The sequence below is a fragment of the Enterococcus sp. 3G1_DIV0629 genome (assembly GCF_002141285.1).
GTDB classification, from domain to species: domain Bacteria; phylum Bacillota; class Bacilli; order Lactobacillales; family Enterococcaceae; genus Enterococcus_B; species Enterococcus_B lactis.
Genome location: NZ_NGLI01000002.1, coordinates 578,719 through 592,289 on the forward strand (window position 1 = coordinate 578,719; position 13,571 = coordinate 592,289).

General features: G+C 39.1%; 13 protein-coding genes. 11 read left to right on the forward strand and 2 right to left on the reverse strand.

The annotated features are described in order from the left end of the window. The first annotated feature begins 104 nt into the window (after window positions 1–104). The 9 genes from A5816_RS11575 (at window position 105) to A5816_RS11630 (ending at window position 9,986) form a co-directional block, all read left to right on the forward strand. The gene (locus A5816_RS11575) at window positions 105–1,022 is read left to right on the forward strand and encodes an ATP-binding cassette domain-containing protein (RefSeq protein ID WP_002373830.1); all 918 of its coding nucleotides are present in this window, start codon (window positions 105–107) and stop codon (window positions 1,020–1,022) included. Beyond that, complete coding sequence (locus A5816_RS11580; protein WP_002373829.1) at window positions 1,015–1,797, forward strand: ABC transporter permease subunit; 783 nt, start codon at window positions 1,015–1,017, stop codon at window positions 1,795–1,797. Before A5816_RS11575 ends, A5816_RS11580 begins: the two co-directional genes overlap by 8 nt. Next, a complete protein-coding gene (locus A5816_RS11585; protein WP_086311381.1) occupies window positions 1,798–2,478 on the forward strand; it encodes a response regulator transcription factor in 681 nt (226 codons plus the stop codon). After that, on the forward strand, window positions 2,471–3,367 hold the full coding sequence (locus tag A5816_RS11590) for a HAMP domain-containing sensor histidine kinase (protein ID WP_086311382.1): 897 nt from the start codon (window positions 2,471–2,473) through the stop codon (window positions 3,365–3,367). Before A5816_RS11585 ends, A5816_RS11590 begins: the two co-directional genes overlap by 8 nt. Window positions 3,368–3,562: 195 nt before the next feature. Then, on the forward strand, window positions 3,563–5,212 hold the full coding sequence (locus A5816_RS11595) for a DNA mismatch repair protein MutS (RefSeq protein WP_086311383.1): 1,650 nt from the start codon (window positions 3,563–3,565) through the stop codon (window positions 5,210–5,212). Window positions 5,213–5,527: 315 nt separating this feature from the next. After that, the gene (locus tag A5816_RS11605; RefSeq protein WP_002310523.1) at window positions 5,528–6,463 is read left to right on the forward strand and encodes an ABC transporter ATP-binding protein; all 936 of its coding nucleotides are present in this window, start codon (window positions 5,528–5,530) and stop codon (window positions 6,461–6,463) included. Further along, window positions 6,456–7,226 carry an ABC transporter permease gene (locus A5816_RS11610; protein ID WP_002287492.1) on the forward strand — a complete coding sequence of 257 codons (771 nt, stop codon included), beginning with the start codon at window positions 6,456–6,458 and terminating at the stop codon, window positions 7,224–7,226. Before A5816_RS11605 ends, A5816_RS11610 begins: the two co-directional genes overlap by 8 nt. A gap of 415 nt (window positions 7,227–7,641) precedes the next feature. Next, complete coding sequence (locus tag A5816_RS11620) at window positions 7,642–8,637, forward strand: tRNA-dihydrouridine synthase (protein WP_086311384.1); 996 nt, start codon at window positions 7,642–7,644, stop codon at window positions 8,635–8,637. Between the two features lie 311 nt (window positions 8,638–8,948). Further along, complete coding sequence (locus A5816_RS11630; RefSeq protein WP_086311386.1) at window positions 8,949–9,986, forward strand: zinc-binding alcohol dehydrogenase family protein; 1,038 nt, start codon at window positions 8,949–8,951, stop codon at window positions 9,984–9,986. Window positions 9,987–10,074: 88 nt separating this feature from the next. Here A5816_RS11630 and A5816_RS11635 read toward each other — a convergent pair whose 3' ends face one another. Continuing rightward, on the reverse strand, window positions 10,075–10,398 hold the full coding sequence (locus A5816_RS11635) for an AzlD domain-containing protein (RefSeq protein WP_002332245.1): 324 nt from the start codon (window positions 10,396–10,398) through the stop codon (window positions 10,075–10,077). Next, entirely contained in the window at window positions 10,385–11,092 is a 708-nt protein-coding gene (locus A5816_RS11640) for an AzlC family ABC transporter permease (RefSeq protein ID WP_002310518.1), read from the reverse strand. Before A5816_RS11640 ends, A5816_RS11635 begins: the two co-directional genes overlap by 14 nt. Before the next feature lie 460 nt (window positions 11,093–11,552). On the opposite strand from A5816_RS11640, the gene A5816_RS11645 reads away from it, so the two are divergent. Then, entirely contained in the window at window positions 11,553–12,440 is an 888-nt protein-coding gene (locus tag A5816_RS11645) for a transcriptional regulator (RefSeq protein ID WP_002320469.1), read from the forward strand. 558 nt (window positions 12,441–12,998) lie between these two features. Next, complete coding sequence (locus tag A5816_RS11650; protein ID WP_002310516.1) at window positions 12,999–13,292, forward strand: WXG100 family type VII secretion target; 294 nt, start codon at window positions 12,999–13,001, stop codon at window positions 13,290–13,292. Window positions 13,293–13,571: the final 279 nt, after the last annotated feature.

The window sequence follows — 13,571 nt, forward strand, 5'->3', positions numbered from 1 at the left end:
TTTGACATTCAATTGGAAAATTTACACTTTCTTTATACATTTCTGGCTGCTTTCTTTATACCCGTCAACTATACTTCACTTATCAATAAGAAAGAAGGATAAGCATGGATTTTGGAAATGAAACGGTCTTGAAAGCAACTGGTATAACCAAAAAATACGGTGCTGCCAAAGCATTAGATAAAGTATCAATCGAAATCAAACGTGGAATGATCTATGGATTGATTGGGGAAAATGGAGCGGGGAAGTCTACCTTTATGAGAACTATTATGGGTTTGATCTCGATTGATGAAGGTTCGATCGAATTATTTGGAACGACGGATTTACAGGCAGCAAGACGACGTATGGGTCAATCGATTGAAACCCCTGCTCTTTATCCAGAATTAACTGCAAGAGATAACCTACGTATCCAAGCAGCGAACGGCGGTGTGTCGGATAGAGAAATCGAAGACCTGCTGAAACTGATGCGGTTGGAAAATACAGGGAAAAAGAAAGCAAAGAATTTCTCTTTAGGTATGCGCCAGCGTTTAGCTATTGCAAATGCACTGATCACGAATCCGGAATTTTTGATTTTGGATGAACCGACGAATGGGATGGATCCAGCGGGGATGGCAGAAATGCGAGAAATCATCCAACGGTTGGTAAAAGAACGGGGAATCACCGTCTTGCTTTCTAGCCACTTGCTAGATGAATTGTCACAGATCGCCACCCACTACGGTATTTTGCATGAAGGACACTTAATCAAAGAATTATCGAAAGAAGAATTGGCACAAGAATCTCGTCAATTTATAAAAATTGACACTTCGGCGACGGAACAAGCAGTAACGGTTCTCGACTCTCTTGGTTATAGGGATTATTTTGTCCAATCTAGCCGTGTTATCCAGCTTTTTGAAGGAATTGACCAAGTAGCAGCCATCAATCAAGCATTGGTAGAGGCAAAAGTTCCTGTGGATGGCATCCACCTAGTTGGGCAAAAACTGGAAGATTATTTCCTACAATTAACTGGAGGCAAGACACATGTTTAATCTATTAACTGCTGAAAAAATAAAAGTATGGAAGAGCCGTAAAATGTGGGTCTCACTAGGACTGATGGTCGTACTTCCGCTTTTTTATTCTTGGAACGAATGGTATATGCATACAAAATACGGCAATGAATTAAATCAAGCAACGGATACAGTCATCAACGGTGCAACAGGGATTTTAATGGTGGAAAAAATGGCTGCATGGATTCTTCTGGCTTTCGCAGCATTTGCGTGCTTTTATATTGGGGAAGAATTTCAAAACGGTACGATTCGAAATACGTTATCTTTAGGACGGAATCGAATGACTTATTATATGTCGAAACTTCTCGTTACGCTTTTGATCACAACACTTGGCGTGGTTTTGATCACGGGTCTAGCCATACTTGCTTACACACTTGCTTTCGGATTTGGTGAAATCGAGGGAATCAAAAACTATGGAAATTATGTTCTGCAAGTATTTCCTGTCTTGCTTCTGCTGACATTAGGGACATTATCTGTTCCAGTGGCTTTGACATTCGTCACTAGAAGTACCAGTGTCAGTTTGCTTCTTTCTTTTCTTTATATCATGGGAACGGCCTTCGTTCCCGGTGTTTTCGCAAAAATCAAAGGCTTGGAATTTCTAATGGAGTGGTTTACGGAAACGTGGCTCATGTATACGGACTTTGCGCAACAAGCAACTTATTCGCAAGCACCGAAAATGATTCTGGTCAGTCTAGTAACACTCGTGGTATCATCAGCTCTAGGAATGTTTATTTTCCAAAAATCTGACATTAAGTAGGTGGTCCTGCTGGAAACTATTTTGATTATCGAAGACGATGAAGCTGTTCATTCCTTACTGGAGGAGGTTCTTGAACAGAGATACAAACTTCTTGATGCTTATTCAGGTACGGAAGGAAAATTATTGTTAAGCACATATCCTGTTGATTTGATCCTTCTAGATCTCATGCTTCCAGGGCTTTCAGGAGAAGCATTGTTAGCAGAAATCCGACAGACATCGAATGTTCCGATCATCGTTCTTTCAGCAAAAAGCGATCAAAGAGATAAAGTTTTCTTGTTGGCAGCAGGAGCGGATGACTATGTGACGAAACCATTTGATATCGAAGAACTTTTGTTACGAATCGGCATCCAACTTCGTCATCAGACTTCTGTCCAAGTAAAAGATCTGTCACAACGCATCTATTACAAGGAAATCTTACTGGACAAAGAGTCAAGGGATGTAAATGTGAATGGTGTGGCTGTCCATTTGACAGGAAGAGAATTCGATTTGCTGAAGCTTTTTTTAGAACATCCGAAAAAAGTATTTTCGCGAGCAAATCTTTATGAAACAGTTTGGCAAGAACCATATTTTGATAGTGAGAAAACAGTGAATATGCATATTTCCAATCTTCGAGGGAAACTAGCAAAGGCACATGCTGTGTATATTCATACGGTGTGGGGAGTGGGGTTTAGATTTGATTAAGGGGCTGTTGCTTCTCGTTGTTATCTTTATGGGAAGTTTTATTTTCTTCCTGCAAAGGGAAATCAAGCGATTGACTAAGAAAATCGCCACTCTTTCTGAACGACAAGAATATGGTGGTCGTCTTTCAGTCGAATTTCGAGAAAAGAATCTAATGGACCTAGTAGATGCACTGAATACATGGGTGGATGAAAATGAACAAAAAGGACAAGTATTTCAAGAAATGGAAGAAAACATCCGACTATCGATTGTCGGCCTTTCTCATGATCTCAGAACCCCTTTGACTGCTATTAACGGTTATGTACAATTACTGGAACAGGTAGAGGATACGGAGAAACGGGAGAAGTATTTAACGATCATCAAACAATCTGTTGCAAGATTACTCAGTATGATGGATCAGTTTTATGATCTTGCTCGAATAGAGACGAAGCAAAAAGAAATGGATTTCCATACGCTTTCTTTTTCTAAAGAGGTGGAAGAAGTATTTTTCTCTTTTTATGAACAATTTTCTGAGAAAAATATCGAGGTAGCGTTCGCTGAACACTCGATAAATACAACTGTATTAGCAGATCCGCTCATGTTGTTGCGAGTGCTGCAAAATATCATACAGAATTTATTGCGTTATGCAGATGGACAAGCAAAGGTGACATTTTCAAAAGAGGATCCATTCATTCGATTAACAGTGGCCAATCCTATCAAAGCAGGAGCGCAAACCTCTGTTGAAAAAGTCTTCCAGCGTTTTTATACCGAAAATACCAGCCGCACAAATACGGAATCTAGCGGAATCGGGCTTTACCTGTCAAAAAAATTGGTGGAAGGAATGGGAGGAGAGATGACCGCTAAATTAGACGGGGGCATCTTCTCCATCTCCGTCAAGTTGCGGAGGGTTTAATTGGCTCTAATTTACCTGAAGTGAATGATAAAAAAATGTATCTCGTTTTAAAGACATCTTCTTTTTTTGGAAGGTGTTTTTATTTTGGTGTGATTGATACGAATTAGGTAACGAAGACAGTTATTTTTGTACCCTCTTTTCAAATAGCGCAACAGTGCTATACTAAAGCTAACAAATAAAGGAACGGAGAGGGATATGGGTCAAAGAGAATTTATCGTTTTAATTATTATTGCAGCTGTTATTTTATTAGTTGCTTTAGACATTTTTTCACGTTTGAAATTAAAGGAAACAGTTCGTAGCAAATGGAGAAAAATTCCTTATCAACCGAGATTTGATAAAGAAGAAAGTTTGAAGGAAGCATGGCTCACGGAGAAGAAGTTCCGTTCATGGGATAGTGAAATCGACGATCTTACTTGGTATGACCTGGATATGTTCGAAGTATTCGAAGGGATCAACAGTACCTATTCTAGTGTAGGTTCAGAAGCGTTGTATCAACGTTTACGCAGCTTTGATTTTGGCGAAGATCAGCAGTTAGAAAAACTGATTGCTTTTTATCAGGAAAATCCTCAACTGAGAGAAAAAATCCAATATCAATTCGCTCGTTTAGGAAAAAAAGATCATAATTTTGCAAAACAATATCTAGCGGATGGAAAAAGTAAAAAGATTGGACGCGTAGGTTTATTTATTTTTCTTGGCTTGCTTCCGCTGGTGGGTGTAGGTTTGCTTCTTTTAGGTCAAGTACTAGGAATCTATTTGGCAATCGGTGGGTTAGTATTCAATACGGTCTATTATCTAGTGAAGAAACAAACACTAGAAACAGAGCTGAATAGCATGAGTTATTTGGTTTCAACGATTTCAGCCGCCAATCAGCTAGCAAAACTGCCGACACCACTTCAAGAAGAGCTGAGACAGCAAACTAAACCATTAAGAGACATCCCTAAATTAGGTTTTTCATTTCGTATGAAGAGTGGGAGTGAAGCAGAGTTGATTTTTGAATATGTCAACATCATGTTCATGCTGCCATTTATCTCCTATCATTTTGTTCTCGCTAAATTAGAAAAGCATTCAACTGAAGCCATCAAGCTGTGGGAATTGCTGGGAGAATTAGAAGTAGCCGCTGCAATATTGAATTACCGTACTTATATGCCCATCACTTGCCGACCAGAGTTTACTGAGGGCGGTGTGACAGCGAAAGATATCTATCATCCATTGTTAAAAGAAGCGGTAGTGAATCCAGTCAACTGGCAGAAGAATACATTAGTCACGGGTTCCAATGCATCAGGAAAATCTACGTATGTCAAAAGTATAGCCATCAGCTGTATTCTAGCACAGACGATCCAAACAGCGATTGCAGAACAGTTTACCCTGCAACCTGGACATGTGTTGACTTCCATGGCAATCGAAGATGATTTATTTGAAGGCGACAGTTATTTTGTTTCAGAAATCAAATCGATCAAACGTTTGTTGGACCAAGTGGCTTCCAAAGAACGCTGCTACTGCTTCGTAGATGAGATTTTAAAAGGGACAAATACGATCGAACGGATTGCTTCTTCCGCTTCAGTCGTTCGGTGGCTTGCGGAGTATCCATCTTTAGCATTTGTCGCCACACATGATATCGAATTGACAGAGATTTTAAAGAATTATTGTGAGAATGTCCACTTTGAAGAACAAGTAACAGAAGGAAAAGGAATCAGTTTTGATTTCAAATTAAAAGAAGGACCTTCAAGGACCCGAAATGCGATTGCCTTGCTGAAAGTTTTGGATTATCCAGAGACTTTAGTAGAAACCGCAAAGACGGAAGCCGCGTCATTTGATGAAAAGCGGCAGTGGCATGTATTGGGATAGGCGAAGTGATCGAAAGTATTTATTGGATCAAAAATCTTGGCTCATGCTTCCGCCGTTTATACGTGTTTAGAGCGTGAGACAAAAGTGTTCTTTACTTTTGTCTCACGCTCCTTTTGTTGCACATATGAATAGTAATCCTTTATCTTCGATTTGTTTTTTCTGAAAAGGTTGTCTGACTTCGTCCGATTGATGTCTTTCATTAGGAGATTTTACTGAGCCCAGCAACCTGATTTTTCGTTGGAACCAAGTTGTTTTTTCATCTGCTGTATTCCATGATACAATAAAGAATCATGTCTATAAGGAGATAGGAAATAAATGGCAAATGCGCTTGAAATAAATAATTTGAAAAAGGTTTATGGAAGTGGGGTCGAAGCATTGCGAGGAATCGATCTTTCCGTGAAAGAAGGAGATTTCTATGCGCTATTAGGACCAAATGGAGCTGGGAAGTCTACAACGATCGGAATCATTACTTCTTTAGTCAATAAAACATCTGGAAAAGTGAAGGTCTTCGGTTATGATCTGGATACGGATCTAGTCCGAGCAAAGCAACAGATTGGATTAGTCCCGCAAGAGTTCAATTTCAATCCCTTTGAAACGGTCCAGCAAATCGTCGTGAATCAAGCAGGCTACTACGGTGTCTCTCGCAAAGAAGCGATGAAACGCAGCGAAAAATATTTGAAGCAGTCCAATCTTTGGGAAAAGAGAAATGTCCGTGCACGTATGCTTTCCGGGGGAATGAAGCGAAGACTGATGATTGCTAGGGCATTGATGCATGAACCACGTTTGCTGATCTTGGATGAACCAACAGCAGGAGTCGATATTGAATTGAGACGCGAGATGTGGGAGTTTCTCCGAGAATTGAACGAAAATGGTACAACGATCATTTTGACGACGCATTATCTAGAAGAAGCTGAAATGCTTTGTCGCAACATCGGGATCATCCAATCAGGTGAACTGATCGAGAATACTAGTATGAAAGAGCTTCTATCCAAACTGCAATTTGAAACATTTATCTTTGATTTAGCGCCATATGAGACCAAACCTGTGATTGAAGGATACGCTTGTACATTTGAAGATGAACAGACAATCGCTGTCGAAGTTGAACGAAATCAAGGGGTGAACGGAATCTTCGATCAGTTGACAAGACAAGGAATCAAAGTTCTTTCTATGAGGAATAAGTCGAATCGTTTAGAAGAACTGTTTTTGAAAATCACAGAAGAAAATGATCATACGGAGGAGAAAAATGTTTAATCTTTATTTTACTGCATTAAAAAGTTTAGCTATCAAGGAAACGAACCGCTATTTGCGTATCTGGGTCCAAACACTGGTTCCGCCTGTGATCACGACATCCTTGTACTTTGTTATTTTCGGAAAAATGATCGGTGGTCGGATCGGTGACATGGGTGGTTTTTCATATATGGAATTCATCGTGCCTGGTTTGATTATGATGTCTGCTATCACTAGTTCGTATGCCAACGTTTCTTCGTCCTTCTTCTCTCAAAAATTCCAGAAAAACATCGAAGAAATCTTGGTAGCGCCTGTTCCTACGCATGTGATCATTTGGGGCTTTGTGATTGGCGGAGTGGGTCGTAGTATTCTCGTCGGCTCTCTCGTAACGATCATTTCCTTGTTCTTTGTACCACTTCATGTGTATTCATGGTTCATGGTCATCATTACATTATTGATGACGGCAATCTTGTTTTCGTTAGCAGGACTGCTCAACGGGATTTTTGCTCAGTCTTATGATGATGTATCGATCGTGCCTACATTTGTCTTGCAGCCGTTAACTTATCTAGGTGGCGTTTTCTATGCCATCTCTATGTTGCCGCCATTTTGGCAAGCTGTTTCGAAAGTCAATCCGATCGTTTATATGATCTCCGGTTTCCGTTACGGATTCCTTGGAACAATCGATGTGCCAGTAGCAACATCGATGATCGTACTTGTGCTATTCATCGTTGTTTTGTACGCCGTTACTTGGTATTTGATCAATAAAGGAAGAGGATTGAGAAGTTAGAAAAGAGGTTGTGAAATCAGCGTTTTGACCTGAGTATTAGAGAAACAAACGGGAAAATAGTTCCTCATATTTTGTCGTTTGTTGAGCTAATACCGAGGGTCAGCTGATTGAACACCGTTTAGTGGAGAGGTTGTGAAAAAGCTGTTCTGCATCAAGTAATAAGAACAGCCAAACAAAAATAGCTCCTCCTATTTTTCGTTTGGTTGGACTTATTACCGCAGATGCAAGCTTTTGAACACCATTTATTCCGGAAAATGGACTGTGATAAGATTTTTGTCACAGTCTTTTTTTTGCTCAATCAGAAACATCCTTTAAGCTGTTCACTTTGCTTCTTTTTTTGTTTCCTAGTATAATGACAATGTTTTTGAGAAAGATTGCGACTTCACTGCTTGATAGAATGGAGAGTAACAAATAAATGACTACTAATTTTTGGAAAGAGCTGCCAAAGCCTTTTTTTGTTTTAGCACCAATGGAAGATGTAACAGATGTTGTATTTCGCCATGTCGTAAAGCATGCAGCAGCACCGGATGTCTTCTTTACTGAGTTTACAAACTCAGACAGTTTCTGTCATCCAGATGGAAAAGACAGTGTACGAGGAAGATTGACCTTTACAGAAGATGAACAGCCGATGGTTGCCCATATTTGGGGAGACAAGCCAGAATTTTTCCGAGAAATGAGCATTGCTATGGCAGAAATGGGCTTCCAAGGAATCGATATCAACATGGGCTGCCCAGTTCCTAATGTAGCAGAACGTGGAAAAGGCAGTGGCTTGATCCTTCGTCCAGAAGTAGCGGCACAATTGATTGAAGCGGCTAAAGCTGGCGGTTTGCCTGTCAGCGTCAAGACTCGTATCGGCTATACGGAAATGTCTGAGATGGAAGAATGGATCAGTCACCTACTTCATCAAAATATAGCCAATCTTTCTGTCCATTTGCGTACGCGTAAAGAGATGAGTAAAGTAGATGCACATTGGGAAGTCATCCCTAAAATCATTGCTTTACGTGACCAAATCGCTCCGCAAACACTGATTACGATCAATGGAGATATCCCCGATCGCCGGACAGGAGAAGAATTGGCTGAAAAATATGGCGTAGATGGCATCATGATTGGCCGGGGGATTTTCAAGAATCCTTATGCATTTGAAAAAGAACCGAGGGAGCATACAGAAAAAGAACTGATTGGACTACTTCGTCTGCAACTAGATCTGCAAGATCATTATTCAGAAATCATCCCACGTTCGATCACAGGACTGCATCGTTTCTTTAAAATCTATATCAAAGGATTTCCAGGAGCAAATGACTTGCGTGTTCAGTTGATGAATACGAAATCTACCGATGAAGTACGAGAGATCTTAGACACCTTTGAAAAAGAACATCCAACGCTTTTCAGTGAACAATCATTTCTTGCTTGAACACCGTGAATCAGAGGTTGTGAGCCTGCCGTTTAACTCTGAGTTACAAGGAGCAATTTCAAAAAATAGCTCCTCATATTTTATAAATATTGTAACTTGTGACCGAAGAGTTGGTAGGAGAACACCGTTTATAAGAGGTTGTGACAAAAGTCTTGTCGCAACCTCTTTTTCATCTAAAAAGTGCAAATAGTTTACTTTAAGTAAGAGAATAATTATGATGGATAAAAAAGGTGGAACAAATAACATACTATATATATTGAAATGAACACTGTATGGATGCTCCAACTTGATGAAGCTAAGGAGGAATTCGTATGTCAGAAAAGGAATTAATGAAGGTAGTCGGTTTTTATGAAGGGTTACCGATTGATGATCCAAAAAGCTTTATTGATGAAAAAGAACAGCTACCTGTACCCAGTTCACAGGATCTTCTGGTAAAAGTCAACGCAGTATCTGTCAATCCTGTCGATACGAAACTTCGCCAAGATAATGGGATAAGAAATGCTTTGCGTATCTTAGGGTTTGATGGGGTCGGAAAAGTCGTTGCTGTAGGCGATGAAGTGCAAAAATTTTCTGTCGGCGATCGCGTGTTTTATGCAGGTACAACAACAAGAGCAGGAAGCAATCAAGAATACCAACTGGTTGACGCACGTATTGCCGCTCTTGCACCGAAAAATCTGTCAGATGAAGAAGCCGCAGCGCTGCCATTGACTTCATTGACCGCTTATGAATTGTTATTTGAAAAATTTGGTCTGATTCCAGAAAAAAATGCCAACCGCGGGAAAAAAATCTTAGTGATCAACGGAGCTGGGGGCGTCGGTTCGATTTTGAATCAACTAGCACATTGGGCTGGTCTAGAAGTCTATGCGACTGCAAGTCCGAAGAATTTTGAATGGCTGAAAAAAACAGGTGTAGACTATCCAATCGATTATCATCAAGACTTAAGTAAAAGTTTTCGTGAATTGGGAATCGATCAAGTAGAGTATGTCGCTGTATTATTCGATATTACCCGCTATTTTGATCAAATCAAGCACCTTGTCCGACCATTTGGACATGTGGGAACGATCGTAGGAATCAAAGAGCCGTTAGATATAGGTGTTTGGAAAAACCAATCTATCAGCTTCGACTGGGAGTATATGTTCGCTAAAACAGACTATAACTATGAAGTCGAAACGCAAGGAGAAGCTTTAGCGCACATTGCTGCTTTAGCAAACGAAGGGATTATCCGCAGTACATTGAGCAAGGTCTATTCAGATGGGATCAATGCGAAGAATTTGAAACAAGCAACCAAAGACGTAGAAACAGGACATATGTTAGGAAAAGTCGTTGTTAGTGGTCCGTTCAACGGATAAGCAGGAATACGCCGATTTTCTTCTTACTTGATTTTGATAAAAACAAGAGCGCATGACAGTAATTTGCCATAAGCTCTTGTTTTTTTATTTATAATAAGCGAATCAATGAAAGGGAAAGTATACCCACCAAGACGATCACCAATAAGCTTTTTGAAAGAATAGCAGCTAAAAGAGTAGGAACTGAAGCCAAAGCATTTTCGAGATTGATTTGCGGCAGATGTCCGATGTTTTGGGTAAATAGACTGCTGAACCATAAAGCAGACATAATGACGATTGGGACAAAACTTAAATACTCAAGCAACGGTTGCGGTAAATCGAATTTTTTCAGTAAGACAAACGGTAGGACCCTAGAAAGCCAAGTCGCTAGAGTACAACCTAAAATAGTCAGCAATGTAAACTCAAAAGAAGGCATGTTTGATCCACACCCCCAATCCGCATCCGATCAGTGTCACAACTACGATCACTAAGTTGCTTGGGATAAAAATCAGTCCGACATATACCAGAATCAAAGTGAGACCAATCAGGATCAACTGTAATCGTTTAGAGGTGTTTCTATCAGAAATGACTTGAAGATAAAGTAAACCGATAAACATAGCGACGATGGCGAAATCCAAGCCAAACTTTTTCGGATCAGTAATAAAATTACCTAAAAGTGCGCCAACAAGAGAAGAACCCACCCACGTCAAATAAGAAATCCAATTAGCTGTATTCATCCAACGAAAGTTTAACTTTTGTCCCGTATAGTTCAATTTATTCATTCCCAGTGCGAAACTTTCATCTGTCAGCAATGTGCCAATTAGCAGATTTTGAAGCAGCCGATTTTTCTTGAAATAAGGGGCGATCGTCATACTCATCAAAATCATTCGGGAATTGACTAGAAAGGTCGAGAGAACGATGGAAAGCAGTGGACTATGGCTAGCAAGCATGCTGACTGTGATAAATTGGGCGGAACCAGCATAGATCAGCAGGGACATCAACGTGACGACCAGCGGATGAAACCCGGCAGCTTTTCCAACGATACCAAATGCAAGTCCAATACCGATATAACCAAAAACGGTAGGTAACGTGTCTTTGATCGCAGTTTTTATATCTAACTTTTCATCCAATAACAAAACTCCTTTAGCACGACATAAATTTTCATAATTGTCGTCAAACTTGTGAATATTCTAAATTTTTGTTTAACGTTTGTCAATGGTAAATAGTTCATACGAGGGGAATACTTAGAAGATAAAATTCTACTAGAAAAAACAAAAATGAGTATTTTTCATATAGCGAAAATAAAATAACGCATTATATGCATCATTTTACCGCTTATTCTTTATTCCCTAATGGATTACAAAATTATAAAACAACTATTATGATTAAGTTTTTTTAAAAATACTGGTAAATGAACAATCGGTTTTAACAGCGATGATATTATGAAAAACAAGGAACGTCTTACGAAAAAAATGATTTTTAGGAATGAAAAATGAAGATCTGATGGATTGGTATATGTTACTTCATACAAAATCATGTTGCGATTGTTTTCAATTGAAGGAGAGCCATATTTATAAAGGAGTTGGCAAAATGGAAGTATGGGAGATCATCGAATTTGTTCGAAAGCAAAAAGGTATCTCCGTAGCAGAATTATGCGGAAAGGAAGTCAGCCGATCCGTTTACGAACGGTTTGTAAAAAATCAAGCAGACACGACAGTTAGCAAATTTTCATATTTTTTACAAAAACTCAATCTTGGTTATGATGAACTGAGGATATTCGATTATCCGCCGGAAGTGGCAAACATGGACCGGATGATGAAAGAAATGGTTTTAGCATTTATGAATCAAGATAAAGAAGAATTGCAACATTTGATCAGCCTGTGCGAAGAAAAAGGAGACATCACTCAAAAGGAGAGACATCTAGCTAGTTTATGCAAATTACTGATTGCTCGTATAGTAGATGAGCCAATTGCTGTTGCTGATTCAGAAGTTTATCAGTATCTGATTTATGCACAGACATGGACGAATTATGAGTTGGTGTTATTCAATCATTGTATGTATGCTTTTGATCCATTCTTTATCGATTTAGTGTTAGATAAAGCATTAGTCAGTATTTCCGCTTATCAAAACAGCAAGGATCGAAAGAATGAGAGCTTTCGGATGCTGGCAAATGCGATTATCCATTTTATCCAGCAGCAACAACGCGGACTAATTTGGAAATATATCTCAAAACTTGAAGCAGTCTTTTTAGAAGAAGATATGTTCTTTGAACGAAATCAGTATTCCCTACTCACTGGAATCTGGGAGATGATCAAAGGAAATGAAAAAGGAAGACAAAAAGTAAACCAAGCGTTGCAGATTTGTCAGCAACTTGGTGCAACGAAATATCATAAAATGAATCATGATCTTTTGAGAAATGTAGAAAGAATCTATGAAATCGATTTTCAATTAGACGAATTACTAGTAGTAGACAAATAAAAAGACAGACAGCCGAGGTATTACATCAAATACCTTGGCTATTTTTTTGCATGAAAAATATCAAAAGGATAATGAGACAATAAAAAACCAAATCAAAAAAATTTTTTCAAATATTTACGTACTTAATAAATGGGAGAATATTCACCACATATAAAACGAAGGAGGATCATCTGCATTTACAAGAAGGAATATTCGTTCCGGATAGAAAGTAAAGGGGGATAGAGGAGTATTGTCAGGTAAAAATTAGCTGTTTTTTTATATTTTTTTGAAAAAGAACATAAAACATTAAAATATCAGCCAGTATTTAAGAATTATTTCAAAGTGATTTGTAATAAATTTAAAAAGGTCATACTTAGAAAAATATGTGAGATTAGAAATAATTTGTATAGTTATTTTTCTTGGGTTTTTGACCAGTCAAAAAAGGAGGGAGAAGGAGGTAAAATAACACATCGTATACGACACATGATGTGCGTGAATGCTACATTTTGACCACAGAGACAAAAAATAGTTTATGATGTACGCGTAACAAAAAATAACTTTTTATTAGGAGGAACAAACATGGCAGGAGCAATTGCAGTCACACCCGAACAGCTTAAATCACAGGCAAAGGTCTACCAGCAGGCAGCATCTCAAATCCAAGATGCGATCAGAAAGGTCAATTCCATGAACCAACAAATCGCTCAACAATGGAAAGGGCAAGCCTTCCAAGCATATTTAGAGCAATACAATCAGCTGGAAGGAAATGTCAAACAGATGGAGCAGTTATTGGAAAGCATCAATCAACAGTTGAACAAGTATGCTGACACTGTGGCAGAGCGGGATCGTCAAGACGCTGGCTCATTTGGATTTTAAGCAATAAGGCAATAAGAATTATTCAGTTTTGAGTGATCAGCAGACACATGACATCATCAAGCATGGTCGTTCCTCACGGCTTAATATCGTAAGAAAAAATGGATGACAATGTTTTTCTGCATTTTTTGATGGAGTTCGCTTCTCACTGAAAAACTGAATCGGCACATGAAGCCAGATTCAGGAGCAAGAAGAGGCTGGATACACTATTTTTCCAGCCTCTCCTCACTGTTCCTTCTTTTGGCTAAAAGTGCGCTGAGAAACTATCTGCACTAAGGCCAA

Excerpts from the sequence above, each read along its gene's own strand:
- A5816_RS11575 (WP_002373830.1), top strand. The coding sequence starts at position 105 with ATGGATTTTGGAAATGAAACGGTCTTGAAAGCAACTGGTATAACCAAA.
- A5816_RS11620 (WP_086311384.1), top strand. The coding sequence starts at position 7,642 with ATGACTACTAATTTTTGGAAAGAGCTGCCAAAGCCTTTTTTTGTTTTA.
- A5816_RS11650 (WP_002310516.1), top strand. The coding sequence starts at position 12,999 with ATGGCAGGAGCAATTGCAGTCACACCCGAACAGCTTAAATCACAGGCA.
- A5816_RS11645 (WP_002320469.1), top strand. The coding sequence starts at position 11,553 with ATGGAAGTATGGGAGATCATCGAATTTGTTCGAAAGCAAAAAGGTATC.
- A5816_RS11610 (WP_002287492.1), top strand. The coding sequence starts at position 6,456 with ATGTTTAATCTTTATTTTACTGCATTAAAAAGTTTAGCTATCAAGGAA.
- A5816_RS11635 (WP_002332245.1), bottom strand. The coding sequence starts at position 10,398 with ATGCCTTCTTTTGAGTTTACATTGCTGACTATTTTAGGTTGTACTCTA.
- A5816_RS11605 (WP_002310523.1), top strand. The coding sequence starts at position 5,528 with ATGGCAAATGCGCTTGAAATAAATAATTTGAAAAAGGTTTATGGAAGT.
- A5816_RS11595 (WP_086311383.1), top strand. The coding sequence starts at position 3,563 with ATGGGTCAAAGAGAATTTATCGTTTTAATTATTATTGCAGCTGTTATT.
- A5816_RS11630 (WP_086311386.1), top strand. The coding sequence starts at position 8,949 with ATGTCAGAAAAGGAATTAATGAAGGTAGTCGGTTTTTATGAAGGGTTA.
- A5816_RS11580 (WP_002373829.1), top strand. The coding sequence starts at position 1,015 with ATGTTTAATCTATTAACTGCTGAAAAAATAAAAGTATGGAAGAGCCGT.